This window comes from Prolixibacter bellariivorans ATCC BAA-1284, from assembly GCF_000621705.1.
GTDB lineage: Bacteria > Bacteroidota > Bacteroidia > Bacteroidales > Prolixibacteraceae > Prolixibacter > Prolixibacter bellariivorans.
Genome location: NZ_JHXO01000005.1, coordinates 288,720 through 315,468 on the forward strand (window position 1 = coordinate 288,720; position 26,749 = coordinate 315,468).

The 26,749-nt window shown below is 45.3% G+C and carries 21 protein-coding genes and 1 other RNA gene; 3 read left to right on the top strand and 19 right to left on the bottom strand.

The features are described 5' to 3' along the window. Positions 1–180: 180 nt before the first annotated feature. Positions 181–2,640 (bottom strand): glycoside hydrolase family 3 C-terminal domain-containing protein, encoded by a 2,460-nt coding sequence (locus tag T426_RS0104395; RefSeq protein WP_025864276.1) that lies wholly within the window; start codon positions 2,638–2,640, stop codon positions 181–183. Between the two features lie 258 nt (positions 2,641–2,898). On the opposite strand from T426_RS0104395, the gene T426_RS0104400 reads away from it, so the two are divergent. Further along, positions 2,899–3,675, top strand: a complete 777-nt coding sequence (locus tag T426_RS0104400) for an NUDIX hydrolase (RefSeq protein ID WP_244957740.1) — start codon at positions 2,899–2,901, stop codon at positions 3,673–3,675. Between the two features lie 31 nt (positions 3,676–3,706). Here the strand turns inward: T426_RS0104400 and T426_RS0104405 are convergent, their stop codons facing one another. From T426_RS0104405 to T426_RS0104420, 4 genes are all read right to left on the bottom strand, one after another. Then, the gene (locus T426_RS0104405; RefSeq protein ID WP_025864278.1) at positions 3,707–3,952 is read right to left on the bottom strand and encodes a hypothetical protein; all 246 of its coding nucleotides are present in this window, start codon (positions 3,950–3,952) and stop codon (positions 3,707–3,709) included. A 55-nt stretch (positions 3,953–4,007) separates the two neighbouring features. Continuing rightward, positions 4,008–4,763, bottom strand: a complete 756-nt coding sequence (locus tag T426_RS0104410) for a LytR/AlgR family response regulator transcription factor (RefSeq protein WP_025864279.1) — start codon at positions 4,761–4,763, stop codon at positions 4,008–4,010. Continuing rightward, positions 4,760–5,806: a sensor histidine kinase gene (locus T426_RS24935; protein WP_025864280.1), complete on the bottom strand. Its 1,047-nt coding sequence runs from the start codon at positions 5,804–5,806 to the stop codon at positions 4,760–4,762. Before T426_RS24935 ends, T426_RS0104410 begins: the two co-directional genes overlap by 4 nt. Positions 5,807–5,877: 71 nt before the next feature. Then, complete coding sequence (locus T426_RS0104420) at positions 5,878–6,849, bottom strand: hypothetical protein (RefSeq protein ID WP_025864281.1); 972 nt, start codon at positions 6,847–6,849, stop codon at positions 5,878–5,880. A gap of 211 nt (positions 6,850–7,060) precedes the next feature. Here T426_RS0104420 and T426_RS0104425 point away from each other — a divergent pair, with 211 nt between their 5' ends. Then, positions 7,061–9,193, top strand: coding sequence for a Tex family protein (locus tag T426_RS0104425; RefSeq protein ID WP_027585334.1), 2,133 nt, complete (start codon positions 7,061–7,063; stop codon positions 9,191–9,193). A gap of 118 nt (positions 9,194–9,311) precedes the next feature. Here T426_RS0104425 and T426_RS24940 read toward each other — a convergent pair whose 3' ends face one another. The 3 genes from T426_RS24940 to T426_RS0104440 all read right to left on the bottom strand — a co-directional run bounded on the left by T426_RS24940 (position 9,312) and on the right by T426_RS0104440 (position 11,359). Further along, entirely contained in the window at positions 9,312–10,502 is a 1,191-nt protein-coding gene (locus T426_RS24940; protein ID WP_027585335.1) for a hypothetical protein, read from the bottom strand. Positions 10,503–10,889: 387 nt separating this feature from the next. Next, entirely contained in the window at positions 10,890–11,090 is a 201-nt protein-coding gene (locus tag T426_RS0104435) for a PspC domain-containing protein (RefSeq protein WP_025864283.1), read from the bottom strand. Positions 11,091–11,101: 11 nt separating this feature from the next. Further along, on the bottom strand, positions 11,102–11,359 hold the full coding sequence (locus T426_RS0104440; protein ID WP_025864284.1) for a hypothetical protein: 258 nt from the start codon (positions 11,357–11,359) through the stop codon (positions 11,102–11,104). Between the two features lie 330 nt (positions 11,360–11,689). Between T426_RS0104440 and T426_RS0104445 the strand changes: the two genes are divergently transcribed. Next, positions 11,690–13,381 (top strand): alanine/glycine:cation symporter family protein, encoded by a 1,692-nt coding sequence (locus tag T426_RS0104445; RefSeq protein WP_025864285.1) that lies wholly within the window; start codon positions 11,690–11,692, stop codon positions 13,379–13,381. Positions 13,382–13,513: 132 nt separating this feature from the next. On the opposite strand, the gene T426_RS0104450 is transcribed toward T426_RS0104445, so the two are convergent. The 11 genes from T426_RS0104450 to T426_RS26280 form a co-directional block, all read right to left on the bottom strand. Further along, positions 13,514–14,743 (bottom strand): S-adenosylmethionine:tRNA ribosyltransferase-isomerase, encoded by a 1,230-nt coding sequence (locus T426_RS0104450; protein WP_025864286.1) that lies wholly within the window; start codon positions 14,741–14,743, stop codon positions 13,514–13,516. 39 nt (positions 14,744–14,782) lie between these two features. After that, positions 14,783–16,195 carry a capsule assembly Wzi family protein gene (locus T426_RS0104455; RefSeq protein WP_025864287.1) on the bottom strand — a complete coding sequence of 471 codons (1,413 nt, stop codon included), beginning with the start codon at positions 16,193–16,195 and terminating at the stop codon, positions 14,783–14,785. 171 nt (positions 16,196–16,366) lie between these two features. Continuing rightward, the gene (locus T426_RS0104460; RefSeq protein ID WP_025864288.1) at positions 16,367–16,720 is read right to left on the bottom strand and encodes a four helix bundle protein; all 354 of its coding nucleotides are present in this window, start codon (positions 16,718–16,720) and stop codon (positions 16,367–16,369) included. Between the two features lie 45 nt (positions 16,721–16,765). Beyond that, an RNA gene (gene rnpB, locus T426_RS24975) (RNase P RNA component class A) lies at positions 16,766–17,161 on the bottom strand. A 320-nt stretch (positions 17,162–17,481) separates the two neighbouring features. After that, the gene (locus tag T426_RS0104465) at positions 17,482–18,567 is read right to left on the bottom strand and encodes a Smr/MutS family protein (RefSeq protein ID WP_025864289.1); all 1,086 of its coding nucleotides are present in this window, start codon (positions 18,565–18,567) and stop codon (positions 17,482–17,484) included. A gap of 286 nt (positions 18,568–18,853) precedes the next feature. Then, positions 18,854–19,948, bottom strand: coding sequence for a glycosyltransferase family 4 protein (locus tag T426_RS22725; RefSeq protein WP_025864290.1), 1,095 nt, complete (start codon positions 19,946–19,948; stop codon positions 18,854–18,856). 398 nt (positions 19,949–20,346) lie between these two features. Next, a complete protein-coding gene (locus T426_RS22730; protein ID WP_051568935.1) occupies positions 20,347–21,558 on the bottom strand; it encodes a glycosyltransferase family 4 protein in 1,212 nt (403 codons plus the stop codon). A 904-nt stretch (positions 21,559–22,462) separates the two neighbouring features. After that, positions 22,463–23,539 carry a mannose-1-phosphate guanylyltransferase gene (locus T426_RS0104480; RefSeq protein WP_025864291.1) on the bottom strand — a complete coding sequence of 359 codons (1,077 nt, stop codon included), beginning with the start codon at positions 23,537–23,539 and terminating at the stop codon, positions 22,463–22,465. Between the two features lie 285 nt (positions 23,540–23,824). Beyond that, the gene (locus tag T426_RS0104485; protein WP_025864292.1) at positions 23,825–24,967 is read right to left on the bottom strand and encodes an adenylyltransferase/cytidyltransferase family protein; all 1,143 of its coding nucleotides are present in this window, start codon (positions 24,965–24,967) and stop codon (positions 23,825–23,827) included. A 202-nt stretch (positions 24,968–25,169) separates the two neighbouring features. Then, positions 25,170–26,324, bottom strand: a complete 1,155-nt coding sequence (locus tag T426_RS0104490; protein WP_027585336.1) for a GDP-L-fucose synthase family protein — start codon at positions 26,322–26,324, stop codon at positions 25,170–25,172. A 57-nt stretch (positions 26,325–26,381) separates the two neighbouring features. Then, on the bottom strand, positions 26,382–26,747 hold the full coding sequence (locus T426_RS26280; RefSeq protein ID WP_025864293.1) for a four helix bundle protein: 366 nt from the start codon (positions 26,745–26,747) through the stop codon (positions 26,382–26,384). Between the last annotated feature and the right edge of the window lie 2 nt (positions 26,748–26,749).

A 26,749-nucleotide genomic window follows, 5' to 3' on the forward strand; every position in this document is an offset into this window, starting at 1 on the left:
AAATGTAAATTAACAGTCAATCAAAAAGTGAAAAAAATCGAGTTGTCTAAAACTCTTTCCTTGTTATTTCCTAATCCATGAAAATCTAAAATCTTCTCTTCAATCATTTGGAGAAAAGGCGTTCCCCGGTAAGAGATACTCAGGGAAATACCTTGAACTACCAATCGATTTACCTAAAATTTAATTCGGTTTAATTTCTTTAACCGGAGCTGCTGGTGCTAAAGCTTTCGTCACTTTTTTCACCATCAGCGTCTTATCAAGACTGAACGTATCGTCTAAGCGGATGTTCCGTGACGAGGCACCAATCTCAACTTTATAGGTTCCTGCGTCAGCAATCCATTCCGATGAATCGGTGTGGAACGATGCCAGACTCCGTGGGCTGAGTTTGAACGTAAGTGTTTGCGATTCTCCCGGTTTCAGCGATCTCGTTTTACCGAAATCCTTCAGCTCTTTCACTGGTTTTGCAATGGTGCCTTTAGGGGCGCTCAGGTAAAGCTGAACAGCTTCTTGTCCGGCTACTTTCCCGGTGTTTTTTACATCCACGGTAACAGTCAGCTGTCCGTCAAATTTATCGGAACTTAGTTTCAGGTTACTGTATTCGAATGTGGTGTAGGATAGTCCGTAACCGAATTCATAAGCCGGTTTCACGTTAAATGCATCATAATACCGATAACCTACATAAATACCATCGTGATAGGTTACTTCCCACGGCACGCGGCGCATGAAGGAGAAACCCGAACCATCAGCTTTGTTATCCGCTGGCTTGTCACTTTTTATGGCGTGGCCAGGGAAATTGTCGGAAGAAGGCACATCAGCGTATTTCATTGGGAAAGTAACGGCAAGTTTTCCGGACGGATTGGCTTTACCGCTCAATACATCAGCAATGGAGTTGCCTGATTCCTGTCCGGGTTGCCATGCTAGCAAAATAGCATCCGGAATGTCGCGCCAGCTGGCTGTTTCGATTACGCCACCAATATTCAGAATAACGATGGCTTTTTTGCCGGCAGCATGATAAGCGTCGGTTACGTTTTTAATCATCGTTTTTTCGGTGTTTGTCAACTCAAAATCACCGGGACCAGCAGAGCGGTCACTACCTTCACCGGAATTACGGCCAATGGTTATCAGTGCCACATCCGTTTTGGCGGCCATGTCTTTGGCTAGCTCGGGTGTTACATTCATTTCTGCAACCGGCATCTTGACGCCCATCATGGCAGCCAGGATGTTCTTCGGTTTTGGCTGATGAGCTCTTTCATCCTTGATATAAGATTCGTAAGTACCTTTCAAGGACGCATCGGTGATATAGCCGTCGTTTTTAAGGCCATCGGTCAGTGAAATGGTGTAAGCTTCGTTTACATCACCACTTCCGGTTCCGCCGGTAATCATTTCGTAGGAAGTATTTCCAAATGCAGCTACATTTTTTACGTTTCCTGCGAAAGGAAGAGCTGAGTTATTGTTCTTCAACAATATCATTCCGTCGGTAGCAGCTTTCCGGGTGATGGCAGCGTGTGCTTTCAAATCAGGTTTGTCCGTATGATGAAAACCTTTGAAATCGGGTGTCATCATCAATACTTTCAGGATACGGGCGATGTTTCGATCCAGTACTTTTTCATCCAGCTTTCCGGATTTTACGGCATCAATAATTTCGTGAATCTGTTTCGGATTTCCAGGTTGAATCAGATCATTGCCGGCTTCCATTTGTGCAATCACATCGCTTCCGCCAGTCCAGTCAGTCATAACATAACCTTTGAATCCCCAATCGTCGCGCAAAATTTTGGTCAGCAGGTCGCCACTCTCAGAAGTGTAGGTTCCATTGACTTTGTTGTAGGATGACATCACGGTCCATGGATTGGCTTCTTCTACAGCAATCCTGAATCCTTCGAGATAAATTTCGCGAAGTGCCCGCTCACTGACAATGGTATTTACTGAAAGCCGGTTGGTTTCCTGGTTATTGGCTACAAAGTGCTTGATGGATGTCCCCACGCCTTCCGACTGAATACCTTTCACCATAGAGGCTGCCATTTGTCCGGTAACAAAAGGATCTTCCGAATAATATTCGAAGTTACGGCCGCAAAGCGGATTGCGCTGTATATTCATTCCCGGAGCCAGTAATACATCGGAGCCATATTCCAATACTTCGTTACCCATTGCTTCGCCTACTTTTGTCACCAGGTCTTTGTCCCATGTTGAAGCCAGTAAGGTGGCAATAGGGAAAGCCGTACAGTAATAAGTTTGGTCGGTTCCTTTGCGTTTGGGCTGAATGCGCAAACCGGCAGGACCGTCAGTTAATACCATGGTTGAGATGTTGAATTCAGGGAACATAGCTGTATGTCCGGCAGCACCGGGAACAATTTTTTGCAGTTCGTCCAACATTTGATTGTAGGCTTTTCCCAGCGTTGTATCAGGGGCCTGGAAGAAAGGAGAATTTTCTCCTCCTCCGGGTAATTTTGCTTTGATGGAATCGGGAATTTCGAAATGCATTCCGGTACCGATCACCAGCTCGGCTTTTTGTTGTAGCGTCATTGCCGAAATAACTTTCGAGATGGGCTCTTCACCCAGCTTCGGTTCCTGAGCATTCACCCAATGGGATGAGAGCATCAACAAGAGTGCTCCAAGCAGCAAATGTTTGTGAAAATGTTTCATAGGTTCTTAAGTTTTATCGTTTATTTACAGGTCTATCTTTAGCCGGTACAACACCTTTTAACTAGTTCGTGGTAAAGCATCACAGGTAAGGTTTGCTCTGCTCTGATATTAAATCAGCCTCTGCCAGATAATTTTAAGTACTGTTTTTTCGTGGTCGCGAAAATGTTTACATTTATCAATGTGTTTTACTGACACAATGATATTTAATTTCATTCGAAACTGAAACAAAAAATTGATTTTATTTGCAGTAAAATTTTCATGATGGATCAAAAACAGGAAATGTATGAGTTTGTCAATCGAGGAGATGAGCACTATATGGCGCATATTTCAATCGATTCTGTCATTTTTGGTTTTCATGCCAACCAGCTTAAAGTTTTGCTGGTGAAAATCCGTCATGATGATCGGTGGGCGTTGCCCGGAGGTTTTGTCCGAAAGGAGGAGACCATGGAGGAAGCTGCCGACCGTGTTTTGAGGGAACGCACAGGGCTAAATAATATATTTCTTCGGCAGTTTCATGTATTCAGTGATATCCATCGGTCCAATACGGAGAAATTTCTGGAGTTGATGCGAAGCGAAGGAATCGAGGTAAAGAAGAATAACTGGTTAACGCAACGTTTCATCTCGGTGGGATTTTATGCGCTGGTAAATTATGAGGACGCAATTCCGTCAAGCAATTGGGATTCGGAAGTGTGTGAATGGTTCGACTTGCAAAATGTAGGAGAACTAATCCTCGATCACAATAAAATTATTGAGTCGGCACTGGAAACCATGCGACGCCAATTGAATTTCCAACCCATCGGGTATAATCTGCTTCCGGAAAAATTTACGATGCCGGAGCTGCAAAGGTTGTATGAAACCATTCTGGGCAAAACGCTCGACCGAAGAAACTTTCAGCGGAAGATGCTGGGTTACGGAATTCTCGACAGATTGGAAGAGCGACGTAAAGGAGGTGCGCATAAGGCGCCGTATTTGTACAAATTCAATCTGGAACAATATCAAAAAGCCCTGAAGGAGGGCCTTCAGGGCGGTTGGTAAATTTATCTTTTGCCAACAGTTGTCAGCAAATTTATTTCTTGCGAATCAGGTAGATAACGTATCCGACAATGGCTCCGACACCTCCGGTAATCAGGATGTTCTGGCGCATTTTCGTAATTCCGGCCAGTTTGCGTCCAAACGACTCCAGCGCACCTGATGAACCGTGGAATATGGTGCTGATATCAACATATTCGCCTGAAATACGCCCGAAAATCAAATAACCCAGCACCAGGCCGATGATGGCAAAAATGATAATGGATGCGATAGGATTCTTCATGATATGATTTTTTGTGGTGAATAATCTTCTCACGAAGATATCAGATTTTTCCTGCCTACCTATCCATCCACCGCTTAAATTCCGGAACACGATCACGGCTTACCACGAACATTTCCTGTGGTTTTTCGTCCGTAATGCGCAATTGCAAACGGCTAGAAGAATAAGCAATCATCTCTTCTACGCTATTAATGTGAATCAGACAATTGCGGTTAATCCGGAAGAATTCCGAAGGATCGAGCAGCTTTTGAACATGGTCGAGTGAAAATTCCAATGCGAATGCCTGTCCGTCGATGCTTTGCAGAAAAACGTTTCCTTCTCTGCTGAAGATATACTTAATCTGGTTGACGGATACCGATTTGTATCGATTCCCGATTTTCAGCAGGAAACGTGATTTGTATGCCGGTGAAAATTCCTGTAAAAGATGTTGATATTCTGCCTGTCCATGATTGTGTTTCTCATGGATAGCGCGGTACTTGGACAGCGCTTTTTCCAGATCTTTCTGGTTGACTGGTTTTAGCAAGTAATCGATGCTGTTGACTTTGAATGCCCGGATGGCATACTCGTCGTAGGCCGTGGTGAAAATTACCGGAGCGGTTACTTTGACTGTATCAAAGATTTCGAAGCATAGCCCATCATCAAGATGAATGTCCATCAGGATTAAATCAGGTTCACCGCGCTCCTGCAGCCAATTCACCGTTTCTTCCACGGTTTCGGTTATCGCGACCAAATCAGCATCAGGAGCCGTCTGTTTTAGTAGCCGGGTCATTTTCTGTGCCGCCGGCTTCTCATCTTCTACTAATAATACGTTCATTGCATCAAAGGTATTTTTACAGTGAAGGTTTCCCGGTTATCTTCAATGATTAACTCTTTTCCGGTTGAAAGCCGGACTCGTTCCGCAAGATTCTTTAAGCCCGTGCCCACCGAATGCGGAAGTGTGGCCATGGGCTGTTTATTATTTGATACAGCAATCGATTTGTCCTCCAATACCAGGTTTATTTGCAGAGGATTTTCGCGGGTGGCCATATTGTGTTTCAGCGCATTTTCGATGAGTAATTGCAGAGAAACCGGAAGAATGGTGTGTCCGTCCGTATCCGGAATATTGATGTTCAGATCTATTTTATTCTCATCGCGAATTTTGTGCAGGTAAAAGTAATCCTCGATAAACGCCAGCTCTTCACTCAATGATACAGTGTCTTTGGAGCTGTTTTCGAGGATGTAGCGATAGATTTGAGCCAGTTTATCGGTAAATTGTTCGGCCAGCTCCGGATTGGTATTGACCAATGAAGATAAGGTGTTCAGACTATTGAACAGAAAATGTGGATTGACCTGATTCTTCAACGTCTGATTCTGAAAAATGAGATTTTCCTCTCTTAATTTCTGTTCACGTTTCATGGCATCATTCCACTGGATATAAAAGAAGATAAGGGTACCGCCCAGCAATCCGAAGTTGGTTCCAATTAACCAACCTTTCAATTCCTGATGAATAAGATGTGGAAACAATCCACTGAGGGAATCTCCGTGCCAAAGAAATAATCCAGCCGTTACCAGTGTGAAAATGATGGCGGCAGCAACGAAACAGATCAAGTAGAACCAGATAAAACGCTTCAGTATTTTGCGGGTTACATCTTTGCCTGATTCTCCGGGAAGAGAACGGAAAAGGCTAACTCCTAGCCATGTAAAGAATTCGACCTGCAGCAGTATCAAAATGAATCCGACGATATGTCCCTCGGAAAATACTGGTGAGCTTTGCAACAGGGATACTATGAGAATGAGTGCAGCGGATACGGATATCAACTTGATGTGGTATCCCAGCGTATCAGGGCGGAAAAAACTTCTTTTATACTGGCGTTTCATGGCTTTGTTGGTTTTGTTAGCCGGATGAATCGAATGGCTTGCAATCGTTTCATCCGGCTAAAAGTTACAAATTATTTGGCTGAGAGAATTTCCGGTTTGGCAATGTTCCGTATAACGGAATGACGAACAGTGACTGATGATACGGGATCGTGCGGAGCCGGAAGTTTGGTCTGGGCTACCACCACTTCTTCCATCTCGACATGGCTAATCCAGTGGGTTTTCAGGTTGACGTACAAATCACCCCAGTAGTGCGAGCTTCCGCGGGTTTTTATCGCAAAGCCGGGAGCTGGTTCCATGTTCATCACGAAGTGGCTGTCGCCTGAATCGAACCCGACCAATGCCAGCGGCGTATCTTTTTCTTTTGACAGGCCTTTGAAGGTTAACGTGATTTCCCCGTTGGTGAATGTAGAGCCTTTGCCCACAGTACTGCCCAAATCGACCGGTGGTTGAGAATGGGCTGCATAATGGACAATTTTGTCATTGATTTTATGCAAATCCCCGATGCTTTTCCCTGCCGGAGATGGACCTCCAAACACATCGCAAAACGAATGAAAATCGATGAATGTGTTGTACACAAAGTACGATTGATTGGCCGCCAATGCTTGACCGTTAGCGTCGGTTAGATTTTCAAACTTTGCATGGTCAATGCCCAGTACCTGGCCTTTATTGTCAGAACCTTCCGTTGGATTGAAAAGGTATGTCCATCCTTTCAGCGCCGGAATAGTGACGATTTGATTACTGTCCTTTTGAACGGCAAACTGCAAACAGGTGTAGGTATCTCCGTTTTTCCCGGTTAATCCTGAAGGTTCGCATTTCAGGTCGAGTATATACGTCTCTCTTCCGGTTTCCTTGCCGTCCGGCGCACGGTTTGTTAACACAGTTTTCATATGAAAATACTGCACTTTAGCGGTGCGCTGAGCTGCCAGATTATATGTTCCGGCCAAGTTTTCGGTTAACGGCTGTGCTATTACATGCTGTCCTGAACCGAAAGTAAGCATTAGCATCATGGTGCTGAATTGATAAATAAAGTTTGATTTTTTCATGGCTTCTTTTTCAATGGTTTACTCAAAGTAACGACCGGAATCACGCGAAAAAAAGAAAAAGAAGCCGGGTGGGAGAATCCTCTCCATGAGTCGTTGTTTTTTTTCGGTGAACCGGAATTGTTCTTTGCGATGAAATAGGACTGTTGTGGAAAACTATCGTGCGGAAATCCCTTCTGTTTTCAGTAAATTTGGGTTCCTTAATTCAATCTAAATGGATACGAAATTCAATCATATTATCGCCGAAAGGCTGAATATCAGTGAACGTCAGGTTCGAAATACCGTTTCATTGCTCGAAGAAGGGGCTACGGTTCCGTTTATTTCCCGTTACCGAAAAGAAGCGACCAATAGCCTGGATGAAGTAGCTGTTGGTAACATCAAGGAGGAAATGGAGAAGTTGGTCGAGCTGGATAAACGTAAGGCGACCATTCTGAAAACCATTGAGGAGCAGGAACAATTAACTCCGGAACTTCAGCAGAAAATTGAGCAATGCCTCGATCCGAATGAGTTGGAAGACATTTATCTGCCTTATAAACCCAAGCGTCGGACACGTGCCACCATTGCGCGGGAAAAAGGACTTGAGCCGCTGGCGAAGATTGTGATGAAGCAGTTTGAGAACGATCCGGAAGGACGTGCCGGGCGCTTCCTATCGGATGAAGTCCCTACCGTTGAGGACGCGTTGGCTGGAGCCCGTGATATCATCGCTGAATGGGTGAACGAGAATCCCGCAGCCCGGAACATTGTACGGAATATTTTCGCGCGGGATGGCGTGATTCGTTCCCGTTTGGTGAAAGGCAAGGCGGAGGACGGTATCAAATACCGGGATTATTTTGAGTGGGAAGAACCTCTGAAACGCTGTCCGTCGCACCGGATGCTGGCTATGCGTCGTGGAGAGAAGGAAGGATTTCTGAAACTGAGCATTTCACCCGATGAAGACCGTGTAATGGAGCGTTTGGAGCGGCTTTTTGTAAAAGGACGTAATGCCAGCGCCGATCAGGTTTCTCTTGCGGTGAAGGATAGCTATAAACGTTTGCTGGCACCCTCCATCGAAACCGAATTCTTTAATTCCTCGAAAGAGGAAGCCGATACAGAAGCGATTAATGTATTTGCTGAGAACCTGCGCCAATTGTTGCTTTCTGCACCGCTTGGACAAAAACGCGTGCTGGCGGTTGACCCGGGATACCGGACCGGTTGCAAGGTGGTTTGCCTCGATGCGCAGGGAAATCTGTTGCACAACGAAACGATTTATCCGCATCCGCCACAATCGGAAGTGAAACAATCGAAAAAGAAACTCTCAGCATTGGTCAGTACCTATAAAATTGAAGCTATTGCCATTGGAAACGGAACTGCCAGCCGCGAAACAGAGCATTTCGTGAAGAATACCCACTATGATCGCGATTTGCAGGTTTTTGTCGTCAGTGAAGATGGTGCCTCCATTTATTCCGCATCGAAAGTGGCGCGTGAAGAGTTTCCGCAATATGATGTGACGGTTCGTGGTTCGGTATCCATCGGTCGTCGTTTGATGGACCCGCTGGCCGAGTTGGTGAAGATTGAGCCGAAATCCATTGGAGTGGGGCAGTACCAGCACGATGTTGACCAAAAGCAATTGCAGAAAAGTCTGGATTCGGTGGTGGAGTCGTGTGTGAACCTGGTGGGTGTGAATGTGAATACCGCCAGCAAACATTTGCTGACTTACGTTTCCGGTTTGGGGGCTACGCTGGCGCAGAATATTGTCGATTACCGGAAGGAAAACGGACCGTTTGCTTCGCGTGAAGCGTTGAAGACCGTTCCCCGGATGGGCCCCAAAGCATACGAACAAGGTGCCGGTTTCCTGCGTATCCCGGACGCTGCGAATCCGCTGGACAACTCGGCTGTACACCCGGAGCGATATTCGTTGGTGCAAAAAATGGCGAAAGACCTGGGCAAGCAGGTAACCGATTTGGTGGCGAGTGAGGAGCTAAGGAAATCGATAGATTTAAACCGATACGTGAACGATGAGGTGGGATTGCCCACGCTAACTGATATTATCGCTGAATTGGCTAAGCCAGGACGAGATCCGCGTTCCGGAATCAAGGTCTTTGAATTTGCCGATGGTATTTTCTCCATTAATGATTTGCAGCCGGGAATGGTGCTTCCGGGTATCGTGACTAACATGACGAAGTTTGGTTGCTTTGTGGATGTTGGGGTGAAACAGGATGGCTTGGTGCACATCAGTGAACTGGCCGACCGGTTTATCAGTGATCCGAATGAGGTGGTGAAATTGCACCAGCATGTGATGGTGAAAGTATTGGAGGTCGATATTCCGCGGAAGCGCATTTCTCTTTCGCTTAAACAAGCTGACAGATAGGCAAAAAGCAGGAGATTACTAGTTCAAAATAAGAGGCAGACCGCCAGATCTGCCTCTCCTCACCCAAATTACGATATTTAAAATTTGCAAGACTGTTTAGCTTATTCCTTGCATCGCATTAATTCATGGTTATCGTCGGAATTATTACGCCGGCAACATTAGGTCTACCCTGCAGAATCAGCGCTTCATTCCGGCTTCCATCCTGATAGATATAGCTTTTGTTATAGTTCCCTGTGGACATTTCAATGGCAATATTTTGACTGCCGCTTTGTTTAATGCCCATGAATGTGTAGTCACCTTTATTGACCTGCCGGGCAATGTTGGTACTACCATTTTGCTCAATTCCCAGTTGAATATTATCCCCTTCGGAATACTGCAACGCGTTGTTGGAATTACCTTCCTGCAGGATGATTGCTCCGGCTTTGATGGTCGGGTCATTTGAAACACCCTTCAGGATACTGTAAGCAAAGTTGGTTTTACCTCGTTGTGAAATGTATGCGATCAAACCTCTTACGTTACCATGCAAATCACCTGAAGTAATGTTGATATAGGCCTGCCCGGAATTACCCCGCTGGTCAATTTTTGCCATGTTTTTGTCGCCGGTAATCAGAATTCCCGCTGTTCCGGTTTTTCCCCGTTGTTCAATCATGGCTTTGTTCTTATCGCCATTGATGTGTATTCCCGGGGCTATCAGTGCAAACGAAAAACTTGCTGGTGTGATAACCAATTCGTTCCCGCAGGCCAGCTCGATGTTGTTCAGGCATTGTGTGGAACTCCATCCCGACGGATCTCCGTTAGGTAGGATGACGGAAAAGCCATGACAGGGATCGGTTGTGGTTTCGTAGGACGAACCGGCGATGCCACCATTGCCTTTTTGCATGATGTAGGCATCGTTGTCGTTTCCGTTGATAACGATGGAAGCAAGACCATTATGCACCTCTTCCTGGTTGATGAGTGCATGGTTGTTGACTCCAATTTGCATGACGTAGGCATAATTGTTGCCTTGTCCGCCACCTTCTTCGCCTTCTTCATGACCACCGGAGCCACCACTTCCGCCGTCGTGATTGCCTCCGGAGCCTCCTTCGTGCTCACCACCTTCGTCTTCACCTTCTTCACCATTTTCATGGTTGCCACTATTACCTTGGTTTCCCTGATTGCCAGAGTTGCCCTGGTTACCATTTCCATTGTTACCCTGTTGTTGACCGGAATTATTTCCGTTGTTGCCATTGTTTCCGCCGCCTTCATCAGCAATGGCTGAAAGCGACATGCAGATCAACAGGGAAAAGATTAGAGTAAAAAGTCGTTTCATAATTTTACGTTTTAAGATTGGTTAATTGTATTTGGGTTTTGATTGGTTTCATTTTTCTTGAACGCACGAAATTCAGGGTGTATTTTTCCCGTGAAGGGTGAACACTCCCCTGTATGTTTTCTGTAAGAGATAGTTATGATGATTACTGATCCGGGTGATAAGGGGGAGGTGCTCAGTAATACAATTAATTTCGGTTAGTTTACTTAATGAAAATTAAGGAATCTATTTGAGAAAGTCAATAGGTTGGCAATGTGTTCTTTAATGGGAAGTGGTTCCGGAATGTGTACAGGAACGATTGTCCGGAACGAAAAAATGATCAATTTAGACAGAACAGAACAATTCCTGCTCCATTAACATGAAGTGAAAAACTGCAGGTAAGAAGAAGGATTATTGTTCCGGTACCACAATCCACATAATGATGTATACCAGAATACCGGGAAATCCTGCGGTGAAGATGGTTAACACCACGAACAAAATCCGGATGATACTAACATCCAGATCGAAATATTCGGCTAACCCTCCGCAAACGCCGGCAATCATTCGATCGGTTCTCGATCGTATCAGTCGTTTAGGTGATTCGGTTTGCATGATTAGAATATTTAGTCATCATCCTCTTCTTCGTCATACAGCCGCTCCTGGTTTTCCAGCTCCATCTCCATAAAGTCGGCTGCCTGGTCGAGCAATTCAGAAATCAATTCATCGCTTTCCGGTTTGTCATCGAGCCAGTAAATTTCCTGGTTGGTCCAGAAACCTTCAATGTCGCATTCAACGATAAACCGGGGTTGTTCGGTGTGGACAATAAAGACATTATCAGGTAACACCTGTGAGTTATCAGCAAATAGAAACTTTGGTAACATAGTATCTGAATTTGATTGATTAAAATTCAAATTGACCGGACCAGCCGGAATCCTTACCAAAAGTAAGGATTTTTTGTAAAGGAATCGATGTTCACGTGTTAATCTTCCGTTTTACTCTATTCTACCGGAATCCCCCCAAAATATTGAGGGTCGGGAAGATATTTCAGCGTTTAAAAACTCATTGTACGATATTTCTTCCTTGATGTTAACAGATTGTGACTTTTCGTGTGATGTGGCTATTGAATGGGCGGATTAATCAAGACTTAATCTTTGATTCCGTCTTAATATTTCTATTTTTGGAAGCTGTCGCTTAACCCTAAAACCTGTTTCATGGAAAAACTGAACGATATTCTTTCCCTAATTGACAGTTATGTAGGCGGTTCGCAATGGTTTGTTTTTTTGCTGTTGGGAACCGGTGTCTTTTTTACCATTTACCTGAAATTTCCCCAATTCCGATATTTGAAACATTCCCTTCGCATTGTTCGGGGGAAATTCGATAAAGAAGGTGATGAGGGAGATACCTCCCATTTTCAGGCATTAACAACTGCACTTTCGGGAACTGTTGGAACAGGAAACATTGCCGGTGTAGCTTTGGCTATTCACCTGGGAGGACCAGCCGCCCTATTCTGGATGCTGGTGACCGCGATGCTGGGTATGACGACCAAGTTTGTGGAGGTTACCTTATCGCATAAATACCGTGAAAAAGCATCGGATGGCAGTATTGCCGGCGGACCGATGTATTACATGAAAAACCGGCTAAACATGCGGTGGCTCGCGGTGATTTTTGCCATTGCCACCATTCTTTCTTCATTTGGAACCGGAAGTTTACCACAGATAAACAGTATCTCCAATTCACTGTTTGCCACCTGGGGAATCAATAAAATATTATCAGGGGCTATTCTGGCTGTTTTACTCGGATTGGTAATCATTGGTGGTATCAAGCGAATTGCCAAGGTTACATCCAAGCTGGTACCAGCCATGGCACTCATCTATTTTGTTGGGGCTTTTGCGGTTATTTTGTATAACTACGAAAATATTATCCCGTCTTTTATTTCCATCTTCCACGATGTATTTTCCGGAACGGCTGCTGTTGGCGGATTCCTGGGAGCAGGCTTTTCGTTTGCCTTTAACCGGGGAGTAAACCGGGGATTGTTTTCGAACGAGGCTGGTCAGGGGTCAGCCCCGATTGCCCACGCCGCTGCCCGTGCACACGAGCCGGTATCGGAAGGGTTGGTTGCGTTGCTGGAACCGTTTATTGACACCATCATTATCTGTTCGCTCACCGGACTGGTATTGTTGTCATCAGGCGTGTGGAACAAGAAATATGAGAACCGTTTTCAGGCGGCTGATCTGGAAATATTGGCTAACCCGGTCGATCAGCATAATGCTGCGGAAATAAAAGCATTGCGAAAAGATATGAACGGGTTAAGCGATAATCCTGAGTTTCCTCGTTTTACCGGTAACCTGACGGTGAAAGATGGTGTCATCCAGAATAATCTGACCATCATTCATGCACGTTCCATTGCCGATCATGTGAAAGTCTACACGCGGGACAATGAACCGTATAATGGGAAAATAGAGGTAGATGACGGGAAGATTCCTGAGCTGGAGGATTATTACCTCGAAGGAAGATCGCTATTGCACAGTGCGCCGTTAACAACGGTGGCCTTCACGAAAAGTTGGTTCGGCAAGTACGGTAGTTACATTGTGTCTATCGGGCTGCTGTTGTTTGCCTTTTCTACGGCTATTTCTTGGTCATATTATGGCGGCCGGGCGATGACCTATCTTTTCGGCGTACATACGGTTATTTATTACCGGATTGTGTACGTTATCGGCTTTTTCCTCGCGTCTTTTGTCGATACGACCATCGTCTGGACATTTTCCGGTATTACCATAGCCATGATGACTATTCCCAACCTGATTGGTATTTTATTGCTCCGGAAGGAGATGAAATCGGAGGTCAAGAGTTTTTGGGTGGAATATGCGTCACGTTTTCCCGGAGAAAAAGTCCCGAAAGGGTAAAAATAAGTTTTAAGAGATTTCAGGTTGCAAGTTTCTGGTTGAGCTTCGCGGTTTCTTTTGTTGACGCCCCGTTTCATGGGTATCCAATGGAACTTGGAATCGTCTAAACTCTAACGGTTGGAGTTTTCGTACTTATTTGATATATAAATTCGAATCGCCATAGCTGAGGAACCGGTAGTTGCTGTCCAGTGCATGTTGGTAGACACGCTTCCAGTCGTCGCCCAGAAAAGCTGAGATGAGCAGCAACAAGGTGCTTTGCGGCTGGTGGAAGTTGGTAATCATTCCCCTGACGATGCGAAACTCGTATCCCGGCAGGATAATAATCTGTGTGGCCGTATTCAGTTTATCCATGTTGTTGCTAGCGAGGTAGTCAATCACTGCTGACAAGGCCTCTTCGGGCGAGGGAAGATGATTTTCTTCCTGATAAGGTTCCCATTGGGCTACCAGTAATTCCTTTTCACTCAGGTCCGGATTTTCTGTCAGTTTTTTCCCAATCCAGTACAGACTCTCCAGTGTGCGGATGGAAGTGGTTCCTACGGCAATTACCGAGTCCAGTTTATCACGAAGTTTCTCAATGAACGTTTTCTCGACCAGGATATGCTCCGTATGCATTTCGTGACCTCCGATGGTGTCCGATTTGACTGGTTGAAAGGTGCCGGCACCGACATGAAGCGTAAGCTCGGCCCGTTCGATATTTTTTCCCGATAGCGAATCGAATACTCTTTCGGTGAAGTGCAAACCTGCTGTTGGCGCAGCAACCGAGCCTTTGATACGGGAATAAACCGTTTGGTAACGGGTCAGGTCGCTCTCTTCCGATTCACGGTGCAGGTAGGGAGGAATGGGAATATTTCCGGTAGCTTCCAGTAATTCTGAGAAAGTGAAGGTCAGGTTATCCCATGAAAATTCAATTTCCTGCGCATTGCCTGCCTCGCCAATTCTTTCGGCGCGGAATTTTACCGGTTGGTTATCCAGTTCCAGTGTCTCTTCCAGTATTTCTCCCTTCCACTTCTTCAGGTTGCCCACAATGCACTTCCAACGGCATCGCTCTGTTTGCGTAAAGGAAAGCGCATAATCAGCAGGCGTGGTGGGTTCCAGGCAAAATATCTCGATACGGGCGCCGGTCTGTTTTCGGAAATGCAATCGCGCGCGGATGACCCGGGTGTTGTTGAATACCAACAGCGAATTTTCCGGTAAATGGGCCGAAAGATTACGGAAAGTGTCATCCGAGATTTCTCCCCTGTTCCAAATGAGCAATTGCGATTGATCGCGTTCTTCCAACGGATATTTGGCAATGCGTTCGTCGGGTAACTCGTAGGTGAACTCCTGTACGGAGATATTTTGAAGATTCTTTGCCTGAACCATAAAAACGGGAAATCCTGATTTAGGTGAATGATTGAACGATTAGAATGAGAAGTGAATTCCGGCAAATGCACCGATTCGGTTTTGAAAACGGTCGCCATAATCGCCAGCCAGACCGAATTTCACATCGAATGGTAATTTGCTGCTGCGGTACCGGCTTTCCGCCAGAAAAGAGAATTCATTCAACGGCGACGGATAGGGAGCATTATATCGTCCAAAATTGCGTGACCACGATAGCATGGTTTTCCAGGTAAAATGAGTGCATAGATTTCCTTTCAGCCCAAAATGCTGCATCCACATTCTTGTGCTGCGAAAACCGGTTGAGATTCCTTCGCTGTTGATGGAGGGAATGAAGAACGGTGTTCCCATCATGCGGTTCTCGTACACATATCCCGATCTGTAAACGCTGTGATTGAAATAATTGTCTCGTCCACGCCCATGACGACGATTCGGATCGGTTGGTGTCGGATCGGGCATTAAATGAAAAGAGCCACTTTGGTTGCGGGTATTCATGTATTCGACGACGGCGTCGGTGAGGAATGCTTTTCGGTTGGTGTTGGCATAATGCAGGCCCCACAAACCGTCACGCAGGTTGGCCATTTCCAGGCCGGATCGGTCTTCAAAAGGATGGTTGTAATAGAATGCGAGTGACATATTCGCATAGCTCTTCCTGATTTCCAAGCTGTACATCCCAAGTGTATTGCCTTCGGCATTTAAAATGTCGGTTTCCGGGGCAATTGTGCTTCCAGACATGCCCAGAATGTACCTGAAGTAGTCTTTCATACCAGGCAATTGTCCATAATGGGGGGAAGTACCTCCCCAGAATACGTTGTGGTCCAATCCAGCTGTGATGCGCCAGTCTTTAGGTAATTGCGCCCGTAAATAAAGTTTTTTGTGATGGAAATGACTGTCCATTACATAGCGGTCATCGCGAAGGAAATTTTCCTGGTATTCGGCCTTAAACGAGAACCAGTTCTTCCAGAAGAAAAACGGAATGAAGCCATCGGTCGAGAGGGTAACTCCCGGCAGCGGGCGTGAATTATTGGACCAGTACATGTTGCCATTGGTGGAAGAAAGTCCGGCATCCTGAATTGGTTCCGGTTTGGCACCTGCCCGCAATACCAGCCACTTGTATCGCAATCCAGCCCAGTATTGATTGACCTGAAAGTCGGAAGCGCCGGCATAGCCATATACCAAATTGGCTCCGTACATATATCCCCAGGTTTTGGTAGAGTCACGTTCCAGACTTCTTGTCAGTCCGACTTGCAGCAACTGGTATGTATTGTTCTGCATGGTGAACACCCCATTTTGATTGGCAGTCATCCAAAAGGGTAGGTCGTCGCCCGAAGAGGCATAACTGCTGAAGGACGTATTAAAATCCGGCGTGAACCCGGTTTTTTGGGCAAATAACACCGAACTAATGCTCAGCAGGATGATGGTGGCGAAATATTTCATTAAAAATGAGTGTTAAGTGTTATGTTTTAAGTTTTAAGAGAAGGGGGCAATGCTCCTCGATTATTGCTTTGAGGTTTTGTTTTGAGATGCCTCGATTTTCTTTATCATTTTCATGAATAAGATTTTAGATGATAGACTCCAGATATTAGATGAGAAACATTGGACAAAGTATCATAATTGTTGTTTCAGTCTTTCGATTAAGCCATGAAGCATGGAAGAAATTTCATTTAACTCCTTAATCATTTCAGTGACCGTTTTTGAAGAATGATTGTTCAACTTTTCAACAAGCATAAGTTGCGTACGTAATTCTGCCGATGAACCTTTGGCTATATGCAAAAAACGAATAAAATCCTTGTTGGAACTCCGTTCTGCACCTTCAGCAATGTTACTGGGAATGGAAAGGGATGAGCGAAGAATTTGTTCACGCAGTGCGTAAATTGGATACTTTTCAAATTCCAGATAAATCCTCAATGTTAAATTGAAGCTGCGTTTCCAAACTTCCAGTTTATCGAATGCATGTGGCATGAACTGTCTTTTTTCTTTCCTCAGGTGTCTGTTGTCTAATAAATAAAAAATCGCAGACCTGTAAGCCGGGTTCTGTACCTTACCGAAGCAAGGCTTCTATCATTTATCTGGGACTACCGTCACCGGCAGCCTCGAGCAGCCTACCCCCTGCGATATCCGGCGAACCGGAACCAGCGCGGGCCGCACTGTGTCCTTGTGGACTCACAGTATATTTGGCCTTACAACCCATGAGGCGTACGGCTACCTGTGTTGCCACAGATACCGGTGGGCTTTTACCCCGCCTTTTCACCCTTACTGTTTCGAACCGAAATCCGGAACAGCGGTTATTTTCTGTTACACTGCTGCAAGCTTACACCCGCCTTCCCGTTAGGAAGCATGGCGCCCTGTGTTGCCCGGACTTTCCTCATTCCCCGAAAGGAACGCGATAGAACGGTCTGCGACGGGGCGAAAATACTGAATTATTTCGAGAACTGTATAGGAGAGGGAGAAGTTGAGATTGGGAGAAACGGAGAGCTAACGGGAAATTTTGAGTGCTGAATTATCCATTTTGCATTATGGAGTCTAGCTGGAATTCATTTTAGTGAGTTCGCTTCAGCACAAATTGCGCAAAAAAGTTCTTCATTCCCAGGTTTACACATAACATCGAAGTGCCAAACAACCGGGTTTGCGTAAACTGAGGTCGTCAAAAAAATGACTGCAAAGAAGTCAAAATTACGTTACCCGTGTTTTGACTGTAATTCAACATTCAAAATTTCTCGTATTCATCGTTTCAGGTTCACCATGGTGGCACCGAATCCGTATTCCTGGAAAGAGGCATCCTGAAAGGAGTATTTACGGTACTTACGTTGCAACTCGCGGCGCAATTCGTTCTTCAGTACGCCATTGCCCACTCCATGGATAAAAACAATCTTTTTAACGCCTAAATCAATGGCTTTGGCCATCTCTTCCCGGAAGGTATCCATCTGTACCTTCAGCATATCGGCGTTTGACAGACCACTGATATTGTCGAGCAGTTCCTGGATATGTAAATCGATTTCCACCAGATCCTGATTCGGCAGACTTACTGGTTGCATCTTCTTTTGGGCCGGTTTTTCTTTTTCCCTGACTATTTTCTTGAATTCCTTGTCGGATAACTTTTCAAGCTCGGCTGTGAGCGGGTCGGTTACCAGTGAGAAAGTCATGGCGGGGTTCCGGAAGTAGTCGTTTTTTGAAAAGGAGTTCTGTTTGTAAAACTTTACCGGGTTGAGGGTAATTTCCTTTTGTACCGGCGCTTCCATCGATGTCGCATGTTTCCGGAAGTAAAGCAGTTGGAAACAGAAAGCCGGAAGGTCACTTAAATCGGCCTGCGTAAGTTGTTCCAGCTGAATGCGGGTATTGGGCTCGAGGGTACCACTGTCGCGGGTTTCGTAATTTTGGTCGCGACGATAGGCAAATTGGTACAAAACGGAGTAATTGCAATCATTGATCAGATAAAGCGTAATACCTGCCCCTACTGCGTTGTTGGCATCTTCGGGTACTACAGCGAATATAAAGTGTGGCTGATCATTTCCTTCCACCTGGTTGATTTCGGCGAACCCAACGAATTCCGGTTCGATTTCTTCCTCCTCTTCTTCGGGAGTTGCTTTCGTTGCTTTGGTCGTCTCGACTGCCGTATTCTTTTCGGAAGCCTCGTCGGGTATTCCGTAGGTGTCGCCGCCGCTCACTACAACCAGTTCGGTCACCAGGGTTGGTAACTCAAAGCCGTCTTCCGTTTCCACATTCACCATGTTGGGGTTGATAATGGATGTTACCTTACCGCCGCCTACATCGTTTAAAAACCGTACGCGGTCTCCTATCTTGATTTGCATGTTACTGTCTGTTTTTTGTTCTCGCGAAGGTAATAAAAAAGATAGCAGACCCCAGACGTTAGATGGGGCTCATTGTTTCTGTGGTTTCTGTTATTAAAAAAGTTTCTGTTGTTAGGAGAGTTTTAAGTGTTAAGAGTGGTTTTAGGTTGTATCTGTTGTTGTAATGTTTAAGGTCTGGATGCGAGGTTGTATATTGATCAGAAAAGCAAAGCCGGGCTATTCGAACCCAGCTTTGCTTTTGAAATATCTAATGTCTTTATTCTATAGTCTGTCTAAATGTCTGTTCTCAATCCGGATAAGTACGTAAAGCGGTCTCGCGGATTTTTTTGCGGCGCAACAGGTACGACGGGAGACTGGACATTAGAACGGCCAACGGGGCAATAATCATAAATGCTTTTCCTACCGGGACGTTTTGTAACGAGATGCTTAAAACAATGAATCCCAGGTTAACCGTCAGAATTGTTAATGTAGCCTGCAGGTGACTCATACCTAAATCGAGGAGCTTGTGATGAATGTGGTTCCGGTCGGCCGTGAAAGGCGAAGTACCGCGAAGAATGCGCAATACGAATACCCGCAGCGTATCGATCAACGGGATAATCATGATTCCGATGGAAACAGCCGGCGCCCCCCTGAAGGCATGGATTCCGGATAACCCGATATTAAATTCGTTGAACTGGATAACCAGAACCGACATAATCATTCCCAGAATGAGAGAACCCGTGTCCCCCATAAATATCTTATTCTCTTTTCCGAATACGTTGAACCAGAAGAAGGAGGTCAGCGATCCGGCCAGCGCAAAAGCGGTTATCGCGTAGGCATAATGGCCGGTAGCAAAAAACCAGCCGCCAAATGTTGCCGACGTCAGGATGGTGATTCCCGAAGCCAGTCCATCGATGCCGTCAATCAGATTGAGCGCGTTAATCAGGACAATCATGACAAATAATGTCAGGGGTACACTTACCAGGAACGGGATTTCATAGATGCTTAGAAATCCGTGCAAACTGGTGAACCGGATATTGCCCAGAATGATCACGATGAGTGCAGCTAAAACCTGGCCAAGCAGTTTTTTCTTTGGCGCCATTTCAACAATATCATCCTTCAAACCAATGAACAGCATAATGGTTAATGCCGCAATGATGTACTTGATTTCGGAAAACATAAAACCGTTGCTGCCGATAATCATGCTAATGATAAAACCGACATAAATGGCAACGCCACCCAATGTGGGAACAATCGTCGTCGCAGCGGAGCGATGATTGGGTTCGTCATAGAGGTGCTTCAATCGGGCTACCTTAATTAAGGTCGGAATGGAAAAATAGGTTAATCCGGCGGCCATGATGAAGGTGACAAACAAATAAATGACTTCCTTCAATGTATTCATTTTTTGAGGTTAAATATTATTATAATAAGAACTGTTGGTGTCTGTCTTAATTATAATCTGTGCAAAGTTAAATGAATATTTTTGTAAACAAAATAATTCTGCAGCATATTTTGGGGCTTCGATGCTTGATTTATAGCTGATTGCTGCTGGAATTGTTTCAAATTAATTTTTGTGGTTAAAAATGTTTCTGTTGTTTCTATTGTTGGAAAAATGTTAAAGTTGAAGGATATTAGATGCCAGAAGTCAGATTTTGAATTTTTTCATTGTTCAATTTTCACTGGTGATTTTCTTTAACCTTTTTGATGTTTGTGTTCACCCTAGGGAGCGACTGGCGATTGATACACAAAAAGCCCTTCATTTGTGAGAGGAGAGCTTTTCTAAATATCATTAAATCTTTTTTACCAGAAACTAATCTTATCGAGTTGGCTCAATGCTCTGACGAGTCCGCGTCGCACAGGAGCAGGTTTCTTATCCTGCCTTTCCAGACTAGGCATATCAATCAGGCGTTCGTTGTGGCGGGGGATTAATATCTGCTGGAAGGGGTCATCCTTGCGGATGAGCTGTTTTACCTGGAGGTGTCGTCCCAGTAGCATAACCGAGCCCATGGCAAAAACAAAATTCACTGCCATCAATCCCCATATTCCGATTCCCTGAAGCAAAAATACCGGAACCAGATAAACTGCTGTAACAGCCATCAGGGTGAGGGTGGCTTGTTTGTGTGACATGCCCATTGCCAGTAACCTATGATGAATGTGATTTTTGTCGGGTGAAAATGGTGAGCGTCGCTGGTAGATTCGAATGGCAAATACCCGAATGGTATCGAACAACGGGTAGATAAGGATGCCAAATGAAACCGCCGGAGCCGAAGCAATGGCAAATGGGCGGGTCTGTATGATGTTCAGTTCGTTGAACTGAATCACCAGCACCGACATGATGGTCCCGAGAATGAGAGAACCGGTATCGCCCATGAATATCTTATTTTTCTTACCATAGACATTGAACCAGAAGAATCCGCTTAAGGCACCGATAAGGGAGAAGGACAGGATGGTGTATTCTATGTTTCCTGCCAGGTAGAACCATACGCCCAATACCCCGGCTGCAATGATACTGATGCCGGAAGCGAGGCCGTCGATGCCATCAATCAGGTTGAACGAGTTGATGAACACGATCATCACAAAACCGGAAAGTAACAGACTAACGGTATAACTTATCTCGTGAATTCCCATGAATCCATGAAGATTGGTAAAACGGATATCCGCCAAAACAATCAGCATGAAGGCTGACGTCATCTGCGCTACCAGCTTTTTCCAGGGCGACACATTCAGGATATCGTCTTTCAAACCCACAAAAAACATGATGATAACTGCTGCAATGATGTATTTCAACCCGGGCATTACAAAGCCGTTTCCGGCAATGGTCACACTCAACACAAATCCCAGGAAGATGGCAATTCCTCCGAGGGTAGGGACCACCTGTGTAGCAGCTGAACGCCCGTTCGGTTCGTCGAACAGGTGTTTTTGATGGGCGACACTGATGATGGTCGGAATGCTCCTGACGGCAATCAGCAGCGAAAGTCCGAAACTCAGTATCACGTAAATGAATTCTGGCATGTCTTCTTTCTAAGTTTGAGGTTAAATGCAGCACAAATGTAGACAATCTGCTCTATACCCCGTATTACTTCAACTTTAATTCATACTTAACTTTAACGTAGTAGTTGGGTTTTCATTGTGTGCATCTCCATAAATGATGCTCCCGGGTTGGAAAAGGTTGCCTGAAGGGACAGAATTTTATGGATTTTTTCACAGATTGACGTTGTTGAGTTTCGACGTTGATTATGAGAAGGCGTGTTTGAAATTGAAAATGGATAGTTGAGAATTGAAAATGATTGGTGCTTCGGGGTTGCTTTCGTTGATGGATTAACGCGTATTGCATTCATTTATAGCCATCGATGATCGTTGCTATGGGGAGCGGGGGAGAAGGAGAGAAACGGAGAATGGGAGAAAGAGTAAAGTGGCCAAGGCGAAGAAAATGGAGAACGGGAGATGAGGAGAGTGGGTGAAGAGTCGAAAAGTGCATAGAGAATAGGTTTCCGCAGAGAACGCGGAGGATTATCCACGGATGGGAACGGATGTGGAAGGTCGAAAGGAAGAAATCGGATCTCTTCTTATGTCTTTTTTCTTTCCTAAAACTTATTTATTGGCACTTATAATTGTTTTAATAACTACTCACCCCAACCCCTCTCTAAAATAAAGAGGGGCTTTGGCCGGTGATAAAAAGGTAGTCGAAAGTCCGGTGTCAAAAGTTCTTGCTTCTGGCATTTGATTTTTTTTCCACGTGGAGCGCACAGGGGACTTTACACCGTTGGTCATAGATTCTATTCGCGGATAAGCCAGGAGTATGTTCGGTGATAAACAGGGATGAGATAAGATAGTTGAATAAAGAACCGGCTCACCAATGGGGTACATCGATGAGCCGGTCAATGATTCTGTTCAATTATGTTTATTTTGTCATTTTTTATTGCACACTGGTCTTTGTAATTACGCTTTCGCGGAAATCCTTGATGCGTTGTTCTTCTTCCTTTTTGCAGACCAGTAGTACGCCGTTGGCTTCTACTACAATGTAACCATCCAGCCCCTGTAACACCATGGGGCGCTCGTTGGGTACATGGACGATGGTATCGGAACATTCGAAGAGATGAACACCGCTTCCCACTACGGTATTACCATCGCTATTGCGGTCCCGTTTTTCCCACAGGCTGCCCCAGGTTCCCAGGTCGCTCCAGCCAAAGTCAGCCGGCAATACAAAAATGTTGTCGGCTTTTTCCATGATGCCGTAGTCGACCGAAATTTTCGGACAGGCAGGGAAGTTCTGGTTGATGAATGCCTGCTCTTTCCCGGTGTAGAAAATATTTTTCCCTTGCTCAAATATTTCAGCAATCTCCGGGAGGTAGGACCGAATGGCGTTCATGATGCTTTGTACACTCCAGATAAAGATGCCTGAGTTCCAATAATAGCTTCCTTCTGCCAGATACTGCTGAGCGGTTTCGCGGTTGGGTTTCTCTTTGAACGCTTTTACCGGATGGATGGATAATTCATTTCTTTCTTCGTTGGCCTGAATATATCCATATCCCGTTTCGGGGCGATGGGGTTTCATACCCAGTGTCAGGAGTGTATCGTTCGCAGCGGTGAAATTCAGTCCGGTCTGGATGACCTGTTCGAACTGTGTCTCATCGGTGATGAGGTGGTCGGAGGGAGCCACCACGATGTTCGCTTCCGGATTTTGCTGATTGATTTTCCAGGCTGCGTAAGCGATGCATGGCGCGGTATTCCGCATGCAGGGCTCCAGTAAGACCTGTCCGGCGGTCAGTCCCGGAATTTGTTCCAGCACCAGTTCCTGGTAGTTGGCTGAGGTAACAATGTAGATGTTTTCAGCGGGAACGATGTTCCGGAAACGGTGGACGGTTTGCTGTAGCAGGGGTTTTCCGGTTCCCAGGACATCCAGAAACTGTTTGGGTTTTTCGGCCGTACTCATGGGCCAGAACCGGCTTCCAATGCCTCCGGCCATGATGACGAGATAGTTGTTGGTGTTCATTTGTTTATTGGATTTTCAAAGATGCGAATTTAATGCTTTTAGTGTATTTATGCTTGTCGAGATTAAATTACACGAATTAAAGCTAATTACGCGAAACGATGTTTGACGCAGCCAATTGCACTTCAAGACTGCATGGAATAAAGGATTCAAATGGATAGGCAGGCTTAGTTTAACGCGAAAGGCGCAAAAGATTACCGCAAAATACGCTAAAATGAACTATTGATTAGAATTGAACGACAGTAACCGCGAAGCCCAACCTGAAACTCTTTAACTTGACTCTTTCACCTACGGCCTTCTGATCTTAATTTGCATGGCATTGGGAACTGGTTTTTCTGAAACCAATACCAGGTAGCCACCGCCGCCGGCACCGGATATTTTCCATCCCATTGCTCTGTTTTCGTATTGCTTAATCTGTTCAAGGATGTGTTCATTCACCATGTTTGGGAACATGCTGATTTGTGCTTCAAATGAACGACGGAATTGCTGTCCGAATGATTCAATATCCTTTTTCTGGATGGCTTTCCATACACCTTCGGCTGCTTCAGCCAGTTCCCGGGCTCCCCGTTCTGTAATTGTTGTATCGGAAAGGACGTCATAACCACTTTCCCGAGGTGAAAGATTAATGAACCATAAACGTTGCTCCAGCCATTTTAACGTGTCTTCGTCGGTAAAGGGAGTAATCTTTTCGGGCCAATACTGTTCCCGTGAGTAATCGAGTTTATTGATACCGGGAAAGACAATCCCAATGGCATCCTGCGATCCACTGACGTATTTCCGGCCGGGAGGATTTTCCACACAGAAAAGGGAATAAGCCAGTTTCTCATGATTGTCTTCGGGAATGTCAGTATGCCATAATTCGATAGCCTTTTTGTGCGTACTGCTCGACATGCCACTGCGATCGTTGAACTCAAAGTCGGGTTCGATGGAGATGGTAATGACCGGTCCGGGATGAAATTTCGATACATAGGGTTGGTCTAACCATCCACCGGCCAGATCGAGCCGGTAAGGAATGCGGCACTCCTGGCGTAATGCGGTGGTGGAGCGGGCCGGTAAATCATCATGCGGGATACGTTTGCTCACCTTTAATTCGATGCCGAGTCGGCCGCACAAGGTTTTCTTATCGGGTGTGTAACCATCTTCGTTCACAAAGAAAATGTCAGGACGCAATGACTCCAGCTCTTCCACAAAATCGAGTAGGCCCATTCCCTGATTTATCCACGCATCTTTTACATGGCGCAAAGATTTGACCATATAGAGGCGTTCCTGCTCGGTATTGATGGTTTTTCGCCCTTTTAACTGTTCTATGTTTCGATCGGAACCCAGACCAACATAGAGGTCACCATGAGAGGCTGCTTCCTCGAAAAATGCGACATGCCCCGAATGGAGCATATCAAAACAGCCGGATACAAATACTTTTCGGTTTGGCATCGCTGTAATGATAAGTTAAAGTGGTTACAGGTTGAGCTTCGCTGTTAATGTTGTTACTATCGTTATTATTATTTCTCTTGTTGAGTTTTAATCAGCGCCTCATCTTCGACCTTTGGCTCCCTATGGCAATTGGGAGCTACATTCTCATCTTCGTTCTTTATCTTCCCCTGTCTTTAACAACGAACCACTGACAGGGTTTTAACTAACCGAGGTACCAGCTGTACATCTGTTCGATACCGTCTTCGATTTCGATCTTGTGCTGCCAGCCGAGCTGATGGAGCTTGTTTGGGTCGGTGAGTTTACGCAGGGTACCATCTGGTTTGTCTGCATTGAAGACCAAATTGCCGTTAAACCCGACTTTCTCCTTGATGAGCTCTGCCAGTTCTTTGATGGAGACTTCCTTGCCGGTACCGATGTTGATATGGGTATTTCTAATTTCTGTCGAATGTCGAAGGTCTGAAAGTCGAAGGTCCTTATCATACTTTTGACCTTTGACTTTTGACTTTTGACTTTCAATGATATCGTTGAATTCAACATTTTCCATTAAGAATACACATGCATCCGCCATGTCTTCTGACCAAAGGAACTCGCGCATGGGTTTGCCGGAGCCCCAAATCTCGATCGACACAGAATTCACGGATTTAGACGGATTGACACGGATGCCATATTTGGCGAGGATGTTGACGATGGCTTCATCTGTTGCCTGTCCATCAACTCCTTCGATGGGATTTTTATCCAAATCGGTACGCAGCGTTTCCCAGTCGCCATCTTCCAAGCATTTACCAAGGTGCGCTTTGCGAAGCAGGGCTGGGAGCACGTGTGATTTCTCCAGATCGAAGTTATCGTTGGGACCATAGAGATTGGTCGGCATTACCGAGATGTAGTTGGTGCCATATTGCAGGTTGTAGCTCTCACACAATTTGATGCCGGCTATCTTGGCAATGGCATAGGGCTCATTGGTGTATTCCAGCGGAGAGGTGAGGAGCGAATCCTCGGGCATGGGCTGCGGCGCTTCCCGCGGATAGATACAGGTACTGCCCAGGAACATCAGTTTTTTAACATTGTTTTTGTACGCGGCATGGATGACATTGTTCTGAATCATCAGGTTCTCGTAGATGAACTGTCCGCGGTAGGTGTTGTTGGCTACGATGCCTCCTACTTTGGCTGCCGCCAGAAATACATATTCGGGCTTCTCTTCGGCAAAGAAATTAGCCACTGCCTTCTGATTGGTCAGGTCTAGTTCACTGTGTGTGCGTAACACGAAATTGGTGTAGCCTTTCTCTTTTAAGTTTTTCAGAATAGCTGAACCCACCAGGCCGCGGTGCCCGGCGATGTATATTTTGCTGTTTTGTTCCATGTATTATATACTAAGTCAAAAGTCAAAAGTCGAATGTCAAAGGTCTAAGGTCGAATATCATTTTTTAATTGAGCTGTTCAGGTACTGAATGAATCTGGATATTCGGGATGAGAGGGTAATATACCTATTGACAATAGTCTCTGCCTCTTCCTTACTCATATAATTCAAGTCAACAGAAATGGAAAGCATACTACGAACCTCACCGGCTGAGCCTTTTGCAATTTTCAGGAATCGTTGAAATTCTTTATCTGAATCTCGCTCAAATCCCTCTGCAATATTATTCATTACCGAAATTGCCGCTCTGCAAATCTGATCCCGAAAACCATAATCCTTTGTATTTTGAAAATGTTGATAAATGATTAGAGAACATGCTTTGCTCTCTTTCCATATATCCAAATCTTCAAATCGGTGAACGGTACCCATGA

Bases quoted from the DNA above. Each gene is read 5' to 3' on its own strand.
- T426_RS0104395 (WP_025864276.1), bottom strand. From the start codon at position 2,640: ATGAAACATTTTCACAAACATTTGCTGCTTGGAGCACTCTTGTTGATG.
- T426_RS0104400 (WP_244957740.1), top strand. From the start codon at position 2,899: ATGATGGATCAAAAACAGGAAATGTATGAGTTTGTCAATCGAGGAGAT.
- T426_RS0104405 (WP_025864278.1), bottom strand. From the start codon at position 3,952: ATGAAGAATCCTATCGCATCCATTATCATTTTTGCCATCATCGGCCTG.
- T426_RS0104410 (WP_025864279.1), bottom strand. From the start codon at position 4,763: ATGAACGTATTATTAGTAGAAGATGAGAAGCCGGCGGCACAGAAAATG.
- T426_RS24935 (WP_025864280.1), bottom strand. From the start codon at position 5,806: ATGAAACGCCAGTATAAAAGAAGTTTTTTCCGCCCTGATACGCTGGGA.
- T426_RS0104420 (WP_025864281.1), bottom strand. From the start codon at position 6,849: ATGAAAAAATCAAACTTTATTTATCAATTCAGCACCATGATGCTAATG.
- T426_RS0104425 (WP_027585334.1), top strand. From the start codon at position 7,061: ATGGATACGAAATTCAATCATATTATCGCCGAAAGGCTGAATATCAGT.
- T426_RS24940 (WP_027585335.1), bottom strand. From the start codon at position 10,502: ATGAAACGACTTTTTACTCTAATCTTTTCCCTGTTGATCTGCATGTCG.
- T426_RS0104435 (WP_025864283.1), bottom strand. From the start codon at position 11,090: ATGCAAACCGAATCACCTAAACGACTGATACGATCGAGAACCGATCGA.
- T426_RS0104440 (WP_025864284.1), bottom strand. From the start codon at position 11,359: ATGTTACCAAAGTTTCTATTTGCTGATAACTCACAGGTGTTACCTGAT.
- T426_RS0104445 (WP_025864285.1), top strand. From the start codon at position 11,690: ATGGAAAAACTGAACGATATTCTTTCCCTAATTGACAGTTATGTAGGC.
- T426_RS0104450 (WP_025864286.1), bottom strand. From the start codon at position 14,743: ATGGTTCAGGCAAAGAATCTTCAAAATATCTCCGTACAGGAGTTCACC.
- T426_RS0104455 (WP_025864287.1), bottom strand. From the start codon at position 16,195: ATGAAATATTTCGCCACCATCATCCTGCTGAGCATTAGTTCGGTGTTA.
- T426_RS0104460 (WP_025864288.1), bottom strand. From the start codon at position 16,720: ATGCCACATGCATTCGATAAACTGGAAGTTTGGAAACGCAGCTTCAAT.
- T426_RS0104465 (WP_025864289.1), bottom strand. From the start codon at position 18,567: ATGCAAATCAAGATAGGAGACCGCGTACGGTTTTTAAACGATGTAGGC.
- T426_RS22725 (WP_025864290.1), bottom strand. From the start codon at position 19,948: ATGAATACATTGAAGGAAGTCATTTATTTGTTTGTCACCTTCATCATG.
- T426_RS22730 (WP_051568935.1), bottom strand. From the start codon at position 21,558: ATGCCAGAATTCATTTACGTGATACTGAGTTTCGGACTTTCGCTGCTG.
- T426_RS0104480 (WP_025864291.1), bottom strand. From the start codon at position 23,539: ATGAACACCAACAACTATCTCGTCATCATGGCCGGAGGCATTGGAAGC.
- T426_RS0104485 (WP_025864292.1), bottom strand. From the start codon at position 24,967: ATGCCAAACCGAAAAGTATTTGTATCCGGCTGTTTTGATATGCTCCAT.
- T426_RS0104490 (WP_027585336.1), bottom strand. From the start codon at position 26,324: ATGGAACAAAACAGCAAAATATACATCGCCGGGCACCGCGGCCTGGTG.
- T426_RS26280 (WP_025864293.1), bottom strand. From the start codon at position 26,747: ATGGGTACCGTTCACCGATTTGAAGATTTGGATATATGGAAAGAGAGC.